The organism is Streptomyces sp. NPDC088730 (genome assembly GCF_044751215.1).
Classification (GTDB): Bacteria; Actinomycetota; Actinomycetes; order Streptomycetales; family Streptomycetaceae; genus Streptomyces.
Map to the genome: position 1 here is coordinate 24,307 of NZ_JBIVLK010000003.1, position 14,886 is coordinate 39,192.

17 protein-coding genes are annotated in these 14,886 nt (G+C 72.3%); 5 read left to right on the top strand and 12 right to left on the bottom strand.

The window, feature by feature from the left end; genetic code table 11:
• Positions 1-110 precede the first annotated feature (110 nt).
• From ligA to ACIP89_RS12085, 4 genes are read right to left on the bottom strand one after another with little or no spacing between them, the layout of a single operon-like run.
• On the bottom strand, positions 111-2,402 hold the full coding sequence (gene ligA, locus ACIP89_RS12070; protein WP_402114624.1) for an NAD-dependent DNA ligase LigA: 2,292 nt from the start codon (positions 2,400-2,402) through the stop codon (positions 111-113).
• 30 nt (positions 2,403-2,432) lie between these two features.
• Positions 2,433-3,458, bottom strand: a complete 1,026-nt coding sequence (locus ACIP89_RS12075; protein ID WP_371775991.1) for a methionine synthase — start codon at positions 3,456-3,458, stop codon at positions 2,433-2,435.
• Positions 3,459-3,492: 34 nt separating this feature from the next.
• Complete coding sequence (locus tag ACIP89_RS12080; RefSeq protein WP_401928149.1) at positions 3,493-4,182, bottom strand: SDR family oxidoreductase; 690 nt, start codon at positions 4,180-4,182, stop codon at positions 3,493-3,495.
• Positions 4,183-4,234: 52 nt separating this feature from the next.
• Positions 4,235-4,774 (bottom strand): TIGR00730 family Rossman fold protein, encoded by a 540-nt coding sequence (locus tag ACIP89_RS12085; RefSeq protein ID WP_401920112.1) that lies wholly within the window; start codon positions 4,772-4,774, stop codon positions 4,235-4,237.
• 77 nt (positions 4,775-4,851) lie between these two features.
• Between ACIP89_RS12085 and ACIP89_RS12090 the strand changes: the two genes are divergently transcribed.
• Together ACIP89_RS12090 and ACIP89_RS12095 are read left to right on the top strand one after the other, a co-directional pair.
• Entirely contained in the window at positions 4,852-5,187 is a 336-nt protein-coding gene (locus tag ACIP89_RS12090) for a DUF427 domain-containing protein (RefSeq protein ID WP_371775992.1), read from the top strand.
• Positions 5,188-5,303: 116 nt separating this feature from the next.
• Complete coding sequence (locus ACIP89_RS12095) at positions 5,304-6,104, top strand: alpha/beta fold hydrolase (RefSeq protein ID WP_401928144.1); 801 nt, start codon at positions 5,304-5,306, stop codon at positions 6,102-6,104.
• Between the two features lie 94 nt (positions 6,105-6,198).
• Here the strand turns inward: ACIP89_RS12095 and mnmA are convergent, their stop codons facing one another.
• Positions 6,199-7,329: a tRNA 2-thiouridine(34) synthase MnmA gene (gene mnmA, locus ACIP89_RS12100; RefSeq protein ID WP_402114628.1), complete on the bottom strand. Its 1,131-nt coding sequence runs from the start codon at positions 7,327-7,329 to the stop codon at positions 6,199-6,201.
• A 61-nt stretch (positions 7,330-7,390) separates the two neighbouring features.
• Between mnmA and ACIP89_RS12105 the strand changes: the two genes are divergently transcribed.
• Positions 7,391-8,053, top strand: a complete 663-nt coding sequence (locus ACIP89_RS12105) for an N-acetylmuramoyl-L-alanine amidase (protein WP_401920123.1) — start codon at positions 7,391-7,393, stop codon at positions 8,051-8,053.
• A gap of 70 nt (positions 8,054-8,123) precedes the next feature.
• Here the strand turns inward: ACIP89_RS12105 and ACIP89_RS12110 are convergent, their stop codons facing one another.
• The 3 genes from ACIP89_RS12110 to ACIP89_RS12120 form a co-directional block, all read right to left on the bottom strand.
• Positions 8,124-9,293, bottom strand: a complete 1,170-nt coding sequence (locus ACIP89_RS12110; RefSeq protein ID WP_401920126.1) for a cysteine desulfurase family protein — start codon at positions 9,291-9,293, stop codon at positions 8,124-8,126.
• A gap of 128 nt (positions 9,294-9,421) precedes the next feature.
• Positions 9,422-9,790 (bottom strand): DUF4190 domain-containing protein, encoded by a 369-nt coding sequence (locus ACIP89_RS12115; RefSeq protein ID WP_402114630.1) that lies wholly within the window; start codon positions 9,788-9,790, stop codon positions 9,422-9,424.
• 52 nt (positions 9,791-9,842) lie between these two features.
• Positions 9,843-10,004 (bottom strand): hypothetical protein, encoded by a 162-nt coding sequence (locus ACIP89_RS12120; RefSeq protein WP_401920130.1) that lies wholly within the window; start codon positions 10,002-10,004, stop codon positions 9,843-9,845.
• Between the two features lie 102 nt (positions 10,005-10,106).
• On the opposite strand from ACIP89_RS12120, the gene ACIP89_RS12125 reads away from it, so the two are divergent.
• Complete coding sequence (locus tag ACIP89_RS12125; RefSeq protein ID WP_401920133.1) at positions 10,107-10,742, top strand: TetR family transcriptional regulator; 636 nt, start codon at positions 10,107-10,109, stop codon at positions 10,740-10,742.
• Positions 10,743-10,855: 113 nt separating this feature from the next.
• Entirely contained in the window at positions 10,856-11,059 is a 204-nt protein-coding gene (locus tag ACIP89_RS12130; protein ID WP_402114633.1) for an alpha/beta fold hydrolase, read from the top strand.
• On the opposite strand, the gene ACIP89_RS12135 is transcribed toward ACIP89_RS12130, so the two are convergent.
• From ACIP89_RS12135 to ACIP89_RS12150, 4 genes are all read right to left on the bottom strand, one after another.
• On the bottom strand, positions 11,007-11,999 hold the full coding sequence (locus ACIP89_RS12135) for a helix-turn-helix transcriptional regulator (protein WP_402114635.1): 993 nt from the start codon (positions 11,997-11,999) through the stop codon (positions 11,007-11,009). The two genes, ACIP89_RS12130 and ACIP89_RS12135, sit on opposite strands and share 53 nt — an antisense overlap.
• Before the next feature lie 37 nt (positions 12,000-12,036).
• Positions 12,037-12,903 carry a thioesterase family protein gene (locus ACIP89_RS12140; protein WP_402114637.1) on the bottom strand — a complete coding sequence of 289 codons (867 nt, stop codon included), beginning with the start codon at positions 12,901-12,903 and terminating at the stop codon, positions 12,037-12,039.
• Between the two features lie 71 nt (positions 12,904-12,974).
• A complete protein-coding gene (locus tag ACIP89_RS12145) occupies positions 12,975-13,634 on the bottom strand; it encodes a trimeric intracellular cation channel family protein (protein ID WP_401920141.1) in 660 nt (219 codons plus the stop codon).
• Between the two features lie 18 nt (positions 13,635-13,652).
• Entirely contained in the window at positions 13,653-14,852 is a 1,200-nt protein-coding gene (locus ACIP89_RS12150; protein WP_401921035.1) for an ABC transporter ATP-binding protein, read from the bottom strand.
• Between the last annotated feature and the right edge of the window lie 34 nt (positions 14,853-14,886).

The window sequence follows — 14,886 nt, forward strand, 5'->3', positions numbered from 1 at the left end:
CGGTCTACATCTCTTGCCCGAATGCGAACCGACCGTCCGTCAGCGTCTGCTATGCGCCGACCGGGTGAATCCGGGCGTACGCGCACGACTCCCCGCACCCCGGCCCGGCGCTACCCACCGGCCCCGGCACCGGCCTCCGTCCCGGCAGCGGCCTCTGTCCCGGCACCCTCCACGGCCTCCGTCCCGGCATCGGCCTCCGTACCGGCCTGCACCGCCACCTCGCGCGCCGCGTCGGGTCCGTCCGCGAGCAGTACGGCGAAGCCGTCCTCGTCCAGCACGTGGACCTTCAGCTGCATGGCTTTGTCGTACTTCGAACCGGGGTTGTCACCGACCACCACGAAGGAGGTCTTCTTCGAAACGGACCCGGTCACCTTCGCCCCGCGGCTCTGGAGGGCTTCTTTCGCGCCATCCCTGGTGTGCGAGTCCAGGGTGCCGGTGACGACGACGGTGAGTCCTTCGAGCGGCCTGGGCCCCTCCTCCTCACCGGCCCCCTCGTCCTCCATCCGGACCCCGGCCTCCCGCCACTTGCGCAGGATCTCCCGGTGCCAGTCCTCGGCGAACCACGCCTTCACCGAGGCCGCGATGATCGGTCCGACCCCGTCGGCGTCGGACAGCTCCTGCTCGGTGGCCTCGTCGATGCGGTCGATGGAGCGGAACTGACGGGCCAGCTCCTGCGCGGCGACCGGGCCGACGTGCCGGATCGAGAGCCCGGTGAGGATGCGGGCGAGCGGGGCCTCCTTCGCCGCCGCGATGGCGTCCAGCATCGCGACGGCGTTCTTCTTCGGCTCGCCCTGCTGGTTGGCGAAGACCAGCGCGGTCTTCTCCTCGCCCGTCTTCGGGTCGCGCTTGGGCAGTCCGCTGTCCATGTCGAGGACATAGGCCCGGATGGGCAGCAGCTGCTCGACGGTCAGTCCGAACAGATCGCCCTCGTCGCGCAGCGGCGGCTCCGCGGGCTCCAGCGGGCGGGTCAGCGCGGCGGCGGCGACATAGCCGAAGTGGTCGATGTCCAGGCACTTGCGGCCCGCCAGATAGGCGACGCGCTCGCGCAGCTGGGCCGGGCAGGAGCGGGCGTTCGGGCAGCGGACGTCGATGTCGGCCTCCTTCATGGGCCGCAGCTCCGTGCCGCACTCGGGGCACTCGGTGGGCATGACGAACGCCCGCTCGGTGCCGTCACGGAGGTCGACGACCGGCCCGAGGATCTCCGGGATCACGTCGCCCGCCTTGCGGAGCACCACCGTGTCACCGATCAGGACACCCTTGCTCCGCACCACGTTCTGGTTGTGCAGGGTGGCGAACTCGACCTCGGAGCCCGCCACTTCGACCGGCTCGACCTGCGCGTACGGGGTGACACGGCCGGTGCGGCCGACGCCGACGCGGATGTTGACCAGCTTGGTGTTGACCTCCTCGGGCGCGTACTTCCAGGCGATCGCCCAGCGCGGGGCGCGCGAGGTGGAGCCGAGCCGGCCCTGGAGCGGGATCTCGTCGAGCTTGACGACGACGCCGTCGATCTCGTGCTCCACCGAGTGCCGGTTCTCACCGAAGTACGTGATGAACTCGCGGACACCGTCGAGGGAGTCGACCACCTTGTTGTACTTGGCGGTGGGCAGGCCCCAGGCCTGGAGCAGTTCGTAGGCGTGCGAGAGGCAGTCGATGTCGAAGCCCTCTCGGGCGCCGATGCCGTGGACGACCATGTGGAGCGGGCGGCTCGCGGTGACCTTGGGATCCTTCTGGCGCAGCGAACCGGCCGCCGCGTTGCGCGGGTTGGCGAAGGGCTTGTCGTCCGCCTCCACCAGCCGGGCGTTCAGCTCCTCGAAGCCCTCCATCGGGAAGAAGACCTCGCCGCGGATCTCGACGAGCGCCGGGACGCGGTCGCCCTTCAGCCGGTGCGGGATCTCCGCGATCGTCCGGACGTTGGGGGTGATGTCCTCGCCGGTGCGGCCGTCGCCCCGGGTCGCGGCCCGGGTCAGCAGGCCGTGCTCGTAGGTGAGGTTGACCGCGAGGCCGTCGATCTTCAGCTCGCACAGGAAGTGGTAGCCGGTGGCGCCGACGTCCCGGGCGACGCGCTCGCCCCAGGTGGCCAGCTCCTCGTCGTCGAAGGCGTTGTCCAGGGACAGCATCCGCTCGCGGTGCTCGACGGAGGTGAACTCCGTCCGGTAGGGCCCCGCGACCTTCTGCGACGGCGAGTCGGGCGTGCGCAGCTGCGGATACGTGTCCTCCAGGGCCTCCAGCTCACGCATCAGCCGGTCGAACTCCGCGTCGCTGACGACCGGCTGGTCGTTCACGTAATAGCGGAAGCGGTGCTCCTCGATCTGTTCGGCGAGGAGTGCGTGCCGCTCGCGCGGCTCGGGCGGCACCTCCGTCCCCGCCTCCACCGGCCCTGCCGTCTGCTCTTCGCCGGCCATCGTTCCGTCCTCCCGTTACCCAGTGCCCCGTTACTCAGGGTTGTCCGCAAGCGATTTCGCGGCCCGGGCGCAGTGGGCGAGCGCGGCCCGTGCGTACGCGGGTGACGCGCCCGCGAGGCCGCATGACGGAGTGATCGCGACGGACTCGGTCAGAGTCCCCGGATTCAGCCCCAGCCTGCGCCACAGCGTCCTGACCCCCATGACGCTACCGCCCGGGTCGGACAATCCGTCCGAGGCGGGGTCTGTGCCCGGCACCACCCCGAGGAACAGCTGGGTCCCGCCCTCGACGGCTTCTCCGATCGCCTCCTCCTCACGCTCGGTGAGCAGCGAGAAGTCGAACGAGATACCGTCCGCCCCGGCCCTGCGCAGCAGCGCGAACGGGACCTCGGGGGCGCAGGTGTGGACGAGCGTGGCGCCCTCGCCCGCCGCGCCCAGCACCTCGCGCAGGGTGGATTCGACGAGCTGGCGGTCCACCGCCCGGTAGGTGCGGTAGCCGCTCGCGGTCCTGACCTGCCCGCGCAGGACGCCGGTCAGGGAGGGTTCGTCGAGCTGGAGGATCACCCGGGCGCCGGGCATCCTGCGGCGCACCTCCGCGAGGTGGTCGCGCAACCCCTCGGTCAGCGATCCGGCCAGGTCGCGGCAGGCGCCCGGGTCACCGAGCACGGCCTCGCCGCCCCGGCGCTCCAGGGCGGCGGCCAGTGTCCAGGGCCCGACGGCCTGCACCTTGAGCGGGCCCTCGTAGCCCTGGGTGAACTCCTCCAGCGCGTCGAGGTCCTCGCCCAGCCAGGAACGGGCCCGGCGGGTGTCGCGCCCCGGCCGGTCGCTGATCCGCCAGCCGCTGGGCTCGACGTGCCCGTACATCTCGACGAGCAGCCCGATGGTCCGCCCGATCATGTCCGCGCCCGGCCCGCGCGCGGGCAGTTCCGCCAGGTACGGCACGCCCTGGCCGTCCCCGAAGGAGCCGGTGACGGTCTTCGCCGCCTCCCGCGCGTCCCCTCCGGGCATCGAACCGATTCCGGTGGCCGGGCACATCCTGAACTTGCTCTTCTCGCTCACGCCGGAAGCCTACGGCCGCTCCGGGCCCGTGCCGTCAGCGGCCGGGGCGCACCGTGAGGTCGTTGACCTCGGCGTCGCGCGGCAGGTCGATCGCCATCAGGATCGTGGTGGCGATGGACTCCGGGTCGATCCAGCGCTCGGCGTCGTACTCCTTGCCCTCCTGCTGGTGGACCTTGGCCTGCATGGGGCTGGCGGTGCGGCCGGGGTAGACGGTGGTCACCCGGACCCCGTTGCCGTGCTCCTCGTGGCGCAGCGAGTCGGCCAGCGCCTTCAGCCCGTGCTTGCTCGCGGCGTAGGCGCTCCAGCCGGCGTGGGCGGCGAGTCCGGCGCCGGAGTTGACGAAGAGGACGTGGCCCTGGGCGACGCGCAGCTGCGGCAGGAAGAGCCGGGTGAGCTCGGCCGGGGCCACCAGGTTGGCGTTGAGCTGGACGTGCCAGGCCTTGGGCGTGAGCTCCCCGACCTGACCGAGCTCGACGACGCCCGCGATGTGCATCAGTGAGTCCAGCCGCTCCGGCACCGGCTGCTGGGCGAAGGCCCAGGAGAGCCGGTCCGGGTTGGCGAGGTCCCCGACGATCGTGCGGGCGCCGGGGTGCAGCGCGGCGAGTTCCCTGGCGCGGCCGGCGTCGCGGGCCAGGAGTACGAGTTCGTCGCCGCGTTCGGTGAGGCGGCGGGCGACTGCTGCGCCGATGCCGGAACCGGCGCCGGTGATGAGGTGAGTGGACATGCCCCCATCGTCGCACCCGTCACGGCACTCCCCTCACGTCACGCCCGGCGCATCACTGCAGGCCGGACCACTCCTCCAGGTAGGCCAGGGCGCCCACGCCGTCCTTGGCGAAGAACACCAGGTCGGTCAGCGGGAGCGGCAGGAAGCCCTCGTCCTCCATGCGCTGGAACTGCTGGCGCAGTCCGTCGTAGAAGCCCGCCGTGTTGAGCAGCACGACCGGCTTGGTGTGCTTGCCGTGCTTCTTGAGCTCCAGGATCTCGGTCGCCTCGTCGAGCGTGCCGGTACCGCCCACCATGATCACGACGGCGTCGGACTTCTCCAGGAGGAGCGCCTTGCGCTCCGCGAGGTCACGCGCGATCACCATCTCGTCCGCGTCGGTACGGGCCTTCGCGGCCAGGAAGTCCACCGAGACCCCGACCAGCCTGCCGCCCGACTCCTGCACCCCGTCGGCCACGACCTTCATCAGCCCGCTCTCGGAGCCGCCCCAGACCAGGGTGTGTCCGCCGCGGCCGATCAGTTCGGCGAATTCGCGGGCGGGCCGGGTGTAGCGCTCGTCGAGGTCGGCGGCGGAGAGGAATACGCAGATGTTCATGGTCTCCACGGTAGAACCCGGCACCGGCGGCCGTCCCGCCGGGGAAGAAACGGGCGCGTCCCGCCGCTGAACCACACATGACTGCCACCCGAGGACACCTCATCACCGTGGAACCCGCCGCCGAGCATGTGCGGGTGATCCGCGACGGCGTACTGCTGGCGGAGAGCCGGCGCCCGCTCGTGCTGCGCGAGACCGGCTGTCCGGTGCGTTACTACCTGCCGCCGGAGGACGTCCGCACCGAGTTGCTGACGGCCTCCGGCACCCGGACCCACTGCCCGTTCAAGGGGGACGCCTCCTACTGGTCGCTGCCGGACGCGGCGGACCTGGTCTGGGCGTACCCGGAGCCGAAGGAGGAAGTCGCCGCGATCAAGGACCACTTCTGCTTCTACGACACCGAGACGGTCGCGGACTGAAGCCCGACCGGAGGTCAGTACAGCTCAACAACCCCTGTGAGCTGGTGCGGAGAGAAAATCCGGAAACTTCTCGCTGCGGGCGATGAGTTTTCCGGCGCCCCGCAGTCCACCTTCACATGGACAAGACTCTCTCCCGCGACGGCACCCCGATCGCGTACCGGCGCCGGGGTGAAGGACCGCCGGTGATCCTGGTGGGCGGGGCCCTGGCCACGGCCGCGACCGACGCCCCGCTGGCCCGCCTGCTGGCGCCCCGCTTCCAGGTGGTCACCTACGACAGGCGGGGCCGGGGCGGCAGCGGCGACCGCGCGCCGTACGCGGTGGAGCGCGAGATCGAGGACCTGGGCGCGCTCGTCGAGGCGGTCGGCGGCCGCCCCTCGGTGTTCGGCGCCGGGACCGGTGGCGCGCTGGCCCTGGAGGCGCAGGCCGCCGGGCTCCCGGTCGATCTGCTCGCGGTCTACGAGCCGCCGTACACCCCCGGCCCCGCCGGTCTGCTCTTCAAGGCGGACTGCACGGACCGGCTGCACCGGCTGCTGTCCGCCGGGGACCGGGACGGGGCGGTGGAGCTGTTCCTGAGCCTGGCGGGCGTCCCGGCCGACCTGATCGCCAGGATGCGGAGTGCGCCGCTGTGGCGGAGCCTGGAGTCCGTGGCGCACACCCTGGCGTACGACGACGCGCTGCTCGGTGACGGCGCGGTGCCGGCCGGGCGGTTCGCCTCCGTCACGGCGCGGACCCTGGTGGTCGGCGGCGGTTTCAGCCCGGACACCGCCAGGGCGGCGGGCCAGGAGCTGGCGCACGCCCTGCCGCGGGGCCGGCACCGCACGCTGACGGGCCAGGCCCAGGAGCTGGCACCACAGGTGATCGCTCCGGTGCTGGCGGAGTTCTTCACCCGGCACGTGTACGCGGTGCAGGCGTCCTGACGGCGCACGCCTCCCAGGGGCTCCAGAGCACTCCGCGCGGCCACGCCCGTACAGGGGTCGGGCGTATCCGCGCGGGGTACGAACGCGGGGCGGGTCAGCCCGCCGCGGCCGTCTCCCGCCGCACCGTCGTCGCGATCGTGGCCGATCCGACCACGCGCGTCCCGTCGTACAGCACGACCGCCTGGCCCGGGGCCACGCCCCGCACCGGCTCGGTGAACGAGACGCTGAGGGTGTCGTCGAGCAGTTCGGCGCTCACCTCGGTCTCGCCGCCGTGGGCGCGCAGCTGGGCGGTGTACGTGCCGGGGCCGGACGGCGGGGTGCCGCACCAGCGGGGCTTGATCGCGGTCAGGGCGGTCACGTCGAGTGCCTCGACGGGGCCGACGGTCACCGTGTTGTTCACCGGGGAGATGCCCAGGACGTAGCGCGGCTTGCCGTCGGGCGCGGGGTGGCCGATGCGCAGGCCCTTGCGCTGGCCGATGGTGAAGCCGAAGGCGCCCTCGTGGGTGCCGAGCTTCGTACCGGACTCGTCGAGGATGTCGCCCTCCGCCGTGCCGCCGAGGCGGTCCGCCAGGAAGCCCTGGGTGTCGCCGTCGGCGATGAAGCAGATGTCGTGGCTGTCGGGCTTCTTGGCGACGGCCAGCCCCCGGCGCTCGGCCTCGGCGCGGATCTCGTCCTTGGTGGTGAGGGTGTCGCCGAGCGGGAACATGGCGTGGGCGAGCTGGCGCTCGTCCAGGACGCCCAGCACATAGCTCTGGTCCTTGGCCATGTCGGAGGCGCGGTGCAGCTCGCGGCTGCCGTCGGCGGCGAGCACGACCGTGGCGTAGTGGCCGGTGCAGACCGCGTCGAAGCCCAGGGCGAGGGCCTTGTCCAGCAGCGCGGCGAACTTGATCTTCTCGTTGCAGCGCAGGCAGGGGTTGGGGGTGCGGCCGGCCTCGTACTCCGCGACGAAGTCCTCCACGACGTCCTCGCGGAAGCGTTCCGCCAGGTCCCAGACGTAGAAGGGGATGCCGATGACGTCCGCGGCGCGGCGGGCGTCGCGGGAATCCTCGATCGTGCAACAGCCTCGCGCCCCGGTCCGGAAGGACTGCGGGTTCGCGGAGAGGGCGAGGTGCACACCGGTCACGTCGTGGCCCGCCTCTGCGGCGCGGGCCGCGGCGACGGCGGAGTCGACCCCGCCCGACATGGCGGCGAGGACACGGAGGGGGCGCTGGGAAGTCTGAGTCATAGCTCCCCCAGGGTACGGGGCGGCGGGAACCGAACGCTCATGGATATGCGTTGTCGACGACATGGGGACGAAGGGCACGACAGGCGCCGAGGGCTCCGGCACCGGTATCAGCCGGCGTTCGGTGCTGATCGGTGGCGCCGTCACGGCGGCCGGCACGGCGGCGCTCGCCCGGGACCAGCTGAAACGTGCCTGGTGGCGGCTGCCGGGCGTGGAGAAGCCCCGTAAGCCCGGCGAGGTGGACTACGCACGGGCCCGGTGGACGGCGGCGTCCCCGTCGAACTGGCGGCGGGCGGACCGCCCCGACGACTACAAGATCGACCGGGTCGTCATCCATGTCACGCAGGGCAGCTTCCAGAGCGCCGTCAGGGTCTTCCAGGACCCGGGGCACGGGGCGGCGGCGCACTACGTGGTGCGCGGGGACGGCCATGTGGAGCAGATGATCCGCGAGCTGGACGTGGCCTTCCACGCGGGCAACCGCTCGTACAACGAACGCAGCGTCGGCATCGAGCACGAGGGCTTCGTGGACCGCCCGCAGGACTTCACGGCGGCGATGTACGCGGCGTCCGCCCGGCTGACCGCCGCGATATGCGGGCGGTACGGGATACCGGTGGACCGGAAGCACATCATCGGGCACGTGGAGGTGCCGGGCGCCGATCACACGGACCCGGGCAAGGGCTGGGACTGGGACCGCTACATGAAGCTGGTGCGGGCGGCGCGGCGCTGAGGTACGCGAAGGGCGCCGGATGCCATGAGCCGGTGCGGGCCGCGCGGCGCCGGGGCCGGGCCGCCGGCGCTCAGCTGAGTCCGGCCGTCCTGGCCCGTTCCACCGCCGGGCCGATCGCCCGCGCCACCTCGTCGATGTCCCGCTTGGTCGTGGTGTGGCCGAGCGAGAAACGCAGGGTGCCGCGCGCCAGGTCCGGGTCGCTGCCGGTGGCGAGCAGGACGTGGCTGGGCTGGGCGATCCCGGCCGTGCAGGCGGAGCCGGTCGAGCACTCGATGCCCTGGGCGTCCAGCAGCAGGAGGAGGGAGTCGCCCTCGCAGCCGGGGAACGTGAAGTGCGCGTTGGCCGGGAGCCTGCCGCCGGGGGCCGGGTCGCCGCCGAGGATGGCGTCCGGGACCTCCGCCAGTACGGCCGCGACCAGCTGGTCGCGCAGGCCGCCGGTCTCCCGGGCGAAGTCCTCGCGCCGGTCGGCGGCGAGCCGTCCCGCGACGGCGAAGGCGGCGACCCCGGGCACATCGAGGGTGCCGGAGCGCACATGGCGCTCCTGGCCGCCGCCGTGCAGCACGGGTACCGGGGTGTAGTCACGGCCGAGCAGCAGCGCGCCGACGCCGGACGGGCCGCCGATCTTGTGTGCGCTGACGGTCATCGCGGCCAGTCCCGAACGGCCGAAGCCGACTTCCAGCTGGCCGAAGGCCTGCACCGCGTCGGCGTGCATGGGCACGTCGAACTCGCTCGCCACTGAGGCCAGTTCACGTACCGGCATGATGGTGCCGATCTCGTTGTTGGCCCACATCACGGTGATCATCGCGACGTCGTCGGGGTTACGGGCCAGCGCCTCGCGCAGCACGTCCGGGTGGACGCGCCCGTGGCGGTCGACGGGGAGGTACTCGACGGTGGCGCCTTCGTGCTCGCCGAGCCAGTCCACGGCGTCCAGCACCGCGTGGTGCTCGACGGGGCTGGCCAGCACCCGGGTGCGGCGGGGATCGGCATCGCGCCGGGCCCAGTACAGACCCTTCACCGCGAGGTTGTCCGATTCGGTGCCGCCGGAGGTGAAAACCACCTCGCTGGGGCGCGCGCCGAGGGCGTCGGCGAGGGTCTCTCTGGACTCCTCGACGGTACGGCGGGCCCGCCGCCCGGCGGCGTGCAGGGAGGAGGCGTTGCCGGTGACAGCGAGCTGGGCGGTCATCGCCGCGATCGCTTCCGGAAGCATCGGGGTGGTCGCGGCGTGGTCGAGGTAAGCCATGGTGGGCTCGATTCTACGAGCCCGCGGCGGGGCGCAGGGCGGGCGCATGGCACCTCGCCGCCCGCGCGCCGCGGAAACGGTGTCCACGCACCGCGATTTCGGTGCCCCGCACACCTGAATCGCTCTTCTCAGCCGCTGAAGCTCCAGCCGATGGCGCCGTTCCCGGTGACGAGGAAGGCGAGCACCACGAGGTCGGCGACACCGAGCGCGAGCCCCAGCAGGGCGCGTCCCCTGCGAGCGGTGGACCGGGCCAGGGCGACGACCGCCATCACGATGGCCGCCGGGCCCAGCAGGATGTTCATCACCAGCAGTCCGACGAGCCCGAGGACGAAAGAGGCGACCGCGAGGGCGTCGGCGTCCCGGCTGGACCGGGTGGACCTGCTGGACCGGACGGAGCCCGCGGCGCCCGGAGTCCCGGCGGCCGAGGTCCCGGCGGGGGCGCCCGGCTCGGTGCCGTCCGTCGTCCCGGAGCGGCGGGTGAGTGTGGTGGGTGTCATGGTGCGGACTCCTTCGGGTCGGATGCGGCGGGGGCGGCGGCCGGCCGTGTCGTCACCGGGACCGGCGCTGCGTGCCGTGGCGCTCGCGCACGGCGAAGACCAGCAGCCAGCAGCCGATGAGGGCGCCGAGGACGAGAGTCAGCGGCAGCGGTATGTGGGCCACCGCTCCCAGCACGATCCCCAGCAGAAGCAGGGCGACGACGAGGACGATCATGGCCGGCCTTTCCACGATTGAGAGCACGAGTGTTCACTGACTTGTCAGTCTAGACCCGCGCGGCCCTTCCCCGCCCCGGAGAACAGTTGTTTACTGAATGGCATGAGTCACACCGCCGGTATCCGCCAGGCCAAGAAGCTGAAGACGCGTCAGGCACTGCTGGACGCCGCTCTCGGACTGCTGGAGGAGCAGAGCCTGAGCAGCCTGGGGCTGCGCGAGGTGACCCGCGCGGGCGGGGTCACGCCGACGGCCTTCTACCGGCACTTCGACGGCATCGCCGCGCTCGGGGTCGCTCTCGTCGAGCAGACGCTGGGCAGCCTGCACGGAATGATCGCCGCGATCCTGGCCGAGACCGGCGACAGCGAGGTCCGGCTCGACCGCAGCGTCGAACTGATAGCGCGCCACGTCCGCGAGCAGCCCGCCCACTTCCGGTTCATCGCCCGCGAGCAGCACGGCGGGGTCGGCCCGGTCCGCGAGGCCATCGCCGCCCAGCTCCGGCGGTTCACCGAGGAGGTGGCGGCCGCGCTCGCCGGAGAGCCGGAGTCGCGGGGCTGGAGCGAGGAGGACCTGCTGATGCTGGGCGGCCTCTACGTCGACCACATGGTGATCACCGCTTCGGCGCTGCTGGACGCGGGCCAGGACGGCGGGCGGGCGGTGGCCGAGGTGGCCCGGCGCCGGCTGCGGCTGGTCACCCTCGGCCGGCTGCACTGGCTGGACGGCGCCCCAGATCCGGCCTGATCCGAAATCCGGTCTGATCCGGACGAAGGACCCTGGGCCGGCGCACGTGAGCGACGAACGACCAGCGGTTCACCGATGAGATCCAGCACCGCTACGCCGATATCGAGCCGCCGGTGCTGATCTGCCGGGGTGCGCGGGACCCCGGGATCCCGGTCGAGCGCGGCCGCGAACTGGCCTCCCTCGCGCCCGGCTCCGAGCCGCGGATCATCGAGGGCGCCGGTCATCCGGTGCGGGAGGACGCCCCCGCCGGACTGACCGCCGCGCTCACCGGCTCCCTGGAGACGCCCCCGGCCCCCGGTCCCCGTACAGCGCCATGACGGCGGCCGCGTGCGCGGCGACCACGGTGCGCGCGGCGGGCGGTGCGAGGACCTCGACGTTCGGGCCGAAGGAGAGCAGGGAACGCGCCCACTCCACCGATTCCACGGCCAGTTCGGCCCGCAGCCACTCGCCGTCCCGCTCCTCCGGCCGGGGCTCCCCGGTGAGCACGGCCGCGTTCAGCCGCAGGAACAGGTCGAGACGGGAGCGGTGCACCCGTACCAGCAGGGTCACTTCGCTCCGCCGTTCCTCGACCTGGCGGCGCAGCACCTCCCACACCTGGGCCAGTTCCACGCCGGGCCTGCGCACCACCGCCTCGTCGGTGAGCACGGCCCGCCGCACCCGGTCCGCGCGGAAGAGCGCGGGCTCCCCGTCCCGGTCGGCCACCAGGTACCAGACGCCCGCCTTCACCACCAGGCCGTAGGGATCGACGGTGAGGGGGCGCGCGGCCCGCGTACCGCTGTGCCGGTAGCTCAGCCTCAGCCGCCGGTCGGAGAAGACCGCGTCGTGCAGCTCGGCGATGTCGACGGCGACCGGCGGACCGCTCATCCAGCGCACCGGGTCGACCAGGATCCGGCGGCTGGTCAGCTCGGCGGCGGGCCGGTGCGGGGCGGGCAGGGCCGCCATCACCTTGCGCAGCGCGGAGCCGATCGCCGCGTCGAGCCCGAGCGCCGCGTGGGCACCGTCCGCCGCCAGCACGAACAGGGCGCGCGACTCGTCGGCGGTGAGCCCGGTGACGTCGGTGCGGAACCCGGGCAGCAGGGCGATCCCGCCGTGCCTGCCGCGTTCCGCGTAGACGGGGACGCCGGACGCGGAGAGCGCCTCCACGTCCCGGTAGATGGTGCGTACGGAGACGTCGAGGCGCTCGGCGAGCTCGGGCGCGGGGACCGGGCCGCGGGTCTGGAGCAGCAACAGGATCGAGAGCAACCGGTCGGACTTCACCGCACCAGCATCCCCGGTTCCGGCTCCGTGCGGAGTGTCAGCCGCGCGGGGCCCTGGCGAGCTGGCGGGACTGGGCGACCAGCCGGTCGGCGCTGTCCCAGACGTCGGCGTCCTCCTCCAGGAAGCCGCCCGCGAGGTTGCGGGTGGTGATGGAGACGCGGAGCGGGCCGGGGGCCGGGCGGCAGCGGATGTGGGTGGTCAGTTCGATGGTCGGGGTCCAGCCCTTGAGCCCCAGCTCGAACGAGGTCGGCGGCAGCGCGTCGACGGTGAGCAGCAGCGAGAGCGGGTCGGCGTCGCGGCCGTCCGCGAGCCCGAACCAGCCGCGCATCTCACCCCTGCCGGACGGCTGCCCCACGGCCCAGCCGACCGTCGCCGGGTCCAGCTTGATGTCGAGCCGCTCGGTGATGGCCGAGCTGCCGGGGATCGGGGCCGGTCCGTCGCTAGGGCCCAGGCAGTGTTCGCGGGGCGGGATGGCGGGCACCTCCGCCGTGGTGCGGACGTCGTCGCTCAGGGCGTCCAGTTCGCAGTAGGTGGCGAGGACCCGGATGCGTTCGACCTCGGTGCCGTCCTCCGCGTACTGGAAGAGGGAGGCCTCGCCGGTGGAGAGGGTGCGGCCGGTCCGGACGACCTGGGTGCGGATCACCGCGGGCCCGGGGACGGACGCGGTGAGGTAGTGCGCGGAGGCCGAGAGGGGGTCCGGGTGCGGGAGGGTCTCGCCGAGGGCGCGGCCGAGCACCGCGAGCAGGTAGCCGCCGTTGACGGCGCGGATGATCGTCCAGCCGGCGGAGAGCTCGGCGTCATAGACGCCTTCCTCACGAAGGGTGACGGCGGTGTCCCGGTCGAACTCGCTGTCACCGATGGTCGCCTGCGCGGTCTCTGCCGCCTGCGTTGCTGCCTGTGCCATGGAACGCACGGTACACCGATTGCATTACTGAGCGGTAGCTTTTTCCGACGGTGAGACGCCGGACACCCGCGCTACCCCTCCTCGGCCGTGGCCGAGCGCCGGTTGTAGGCGCGCGGGGCCCGCCAGTGGTAGCGCAGCGCCAGCAGCCGCAGCGCGAACGCGGTGATCACCGCGGCCCCGCTGGTGAAGGCGTTGAGCGCGTCGAAGCGGATGCAGAGCACGATCATCGCGGCCCCCACGATCGCGGGCACCGCGTACAGGTCGCGGTCCCAGCGCAGCAGCGAGGGCACCTCGTTGGCGAGTACGTCCCGCAGCACACCGCCGCCGACCGCGGTGGTCAGCCCGAGCGCCGCCGAAGCGGTCAGGCCGAGGCCGTAGTCGTACGCCTTGACCGTCCCGGTGACGCAGAAGAGGCCGAGCCCGGCCGCGTCGAAGACGTTGATGCCGACCTGGATGCGCTCGACGTGCGGATGCAGGAAGAAGACCAGCCCGGCGGCGAGCAGCGGGGTGGTGAAGTATCCGAGGTCCGTGAAGGCGGCCGGCGGCACCGCGCCGATGATCACGTCACGGAACAGCCCCCCGCCCAGCGCGGTGACCTCAGCGAGTACCGCGATGCCGAAGACATCGAAGTTCTTGCGTACGGCGAGCAGAGCGCCGGAGATCGCGAAGACGAAGATCCCGACGATGTCGAGCGCATGCTGGACGGTGGGCGTGAACAGTTCGTTGAGCACCGGGCAATTGTGCCGGTCCTACTCCTTGGGGCTCTCCTCCGCCGCCCCCGAGGGTTTCGCGGCGTCCCCCCCGGCGGGTTCGGCGGATTCGGCAGGGGGCGCGGACGGCTTCCCCGCGGAGCTGTCCGGTGTGGCCGGCGTGATCAGTCCGACCGTCTCCCGGGCCACGGCCGGCTGCTCTCCCGGCGCCTGGTCCGGAGCGTTCTCCGGGTGGTGGCAGGCGACCTGGTGGCCGGTCTTCAGCGCGATCAGCGGCGGTTCCTGCGTCTTGCAGATCTCCGTCGCCTTCCAGCACCGGGTGTGGAACCGGCAGCCGCTGGGCGGTGAGATCGGCGAGGGCACATCGCCCTTGAGCAGGATGCGCTCGCTCTTGGTCCCCCGGCGCCGCGGGTCCGGCACCGGCACGGCGGACATCAGGGCCTTGGTGTACGGGTGCATCGGCGCCGAGTAGAGCGACTTGCGGTCCGCCAGCTCGACGATCTTGCCCAGGTACATGACCGCGATCCGGTCCGAGACATGGCGGATGACCGACAGGTCGTGCGCGATGATCACGTACGTGAGGCCGAGTTCGTCCTGGAGGTCGTCGAGCAGGTTGACCACCTGCGCCTGGATCGACACGTCCAGCGCGGAGACCGGTTCGTCGGCGACGACGAGCTTCGGGCGCAGGGCGAGCGCGCGGGCGATGCCGATGCGCTGGCGCTGTCCGCCGGAGAACTCGTGCGGGTAGCGGTTGTAGTGCTCGGGGCTGAGCCCGACCAGCGACAAGAGCTCCTGCACGTGCTTCTTCAGACCGCCCTCGGGCTCGACGCCCTGCAGCTTGAACGGCGCGCTGACGATCGTGCCGATCGTGTGCCGCGGGTTCAGCGAGGAGTACGGGTCCTGGAAGATCATCTGGACGTCGCGCCGCATCGGCCGCATCTTGCCCATGGACAGGTGCGTGATGTCGCGGCCCTCGAACTCGACCTTGCCGCCGGTCGGTTCGATCAGCCGGGTGATCAGCCGGCCCATCGTCGACTTGCCGCAGCCGGACTCGCCCACGACGCCCAGGGTCTCCCCCGGGAACACCTCGAAGCCGATGCCGTCGACGGCCTTGACCGCGGCGGTCTGCCGGCCGAGCAGTCCCTTGCGGATCGGGAAGTGCTTGACCAGGCCCTCGACCCTGAGCAACGGCTCGCGCGAGGCGGTGGCCTGCTCGGGGATCGTCACGTCCTTCTCCAGCACCGGGGCGTTCTTCTTCTCGCTCACGTCACTC